The sequence below is a fragment of the Polaromonas sp. P1_G2 genome (assembly GCF_056405515.1).
Genome location: NZ_JBFUBY010001448.1, coordinates 1 through 401 on the forward strand (window position 1 = coordinate 1; position 401 = coordinate 401).

Below are 401 nucleotides of genomic sequence, written 5' to 3' on the forward strand. Positions count from 1 at the left end.
GCCCGGCAAGCGCTGCGTCACGCGCCTCGACCAATTTCTGAAATCCGGCGGGGTCCTCGTCGGGGCGCGTCTCGCGCAGTTTCAGCGCATAGGCCCTGCGGACCGCTTTTGCGTCATCGGTCGGCGCGATGCCAAGGACCGACCAGGGATAGCCTGTCGTCATAAGGGCCATCAGCTCCGGGTGAAGACGAACTTGTCGAACTTGTCGAGGAACTGCCGGAATTCCTGCCGCACTCGATCGATATCGCGAATGCGCTGATCGTCGATGGCCGCATTGAAGTGCAAGAGTCCATTGGCGATCGCATCCCGGTCGGCGTCCAGCACCTCGGCATAGAGCCGTTCGGCACGCGCGATCAGTTCGCGATTCTCGTGTTGGTCGCGCGGCGCAAGCTTGATTGCGG

1 pseudogene is annotated in these 401 nt (G+C 62.6%); it reads right to left on the minus strand.

The features are described 5' to 3' along the window. Positions 1-171: 171 nt before the first annotated feature. Positions 172-401 (minus strand): annotated as a pseudogene (locus AC1D0P_RS31015) (molecular chaperone HscC); the annotation flags it as partial.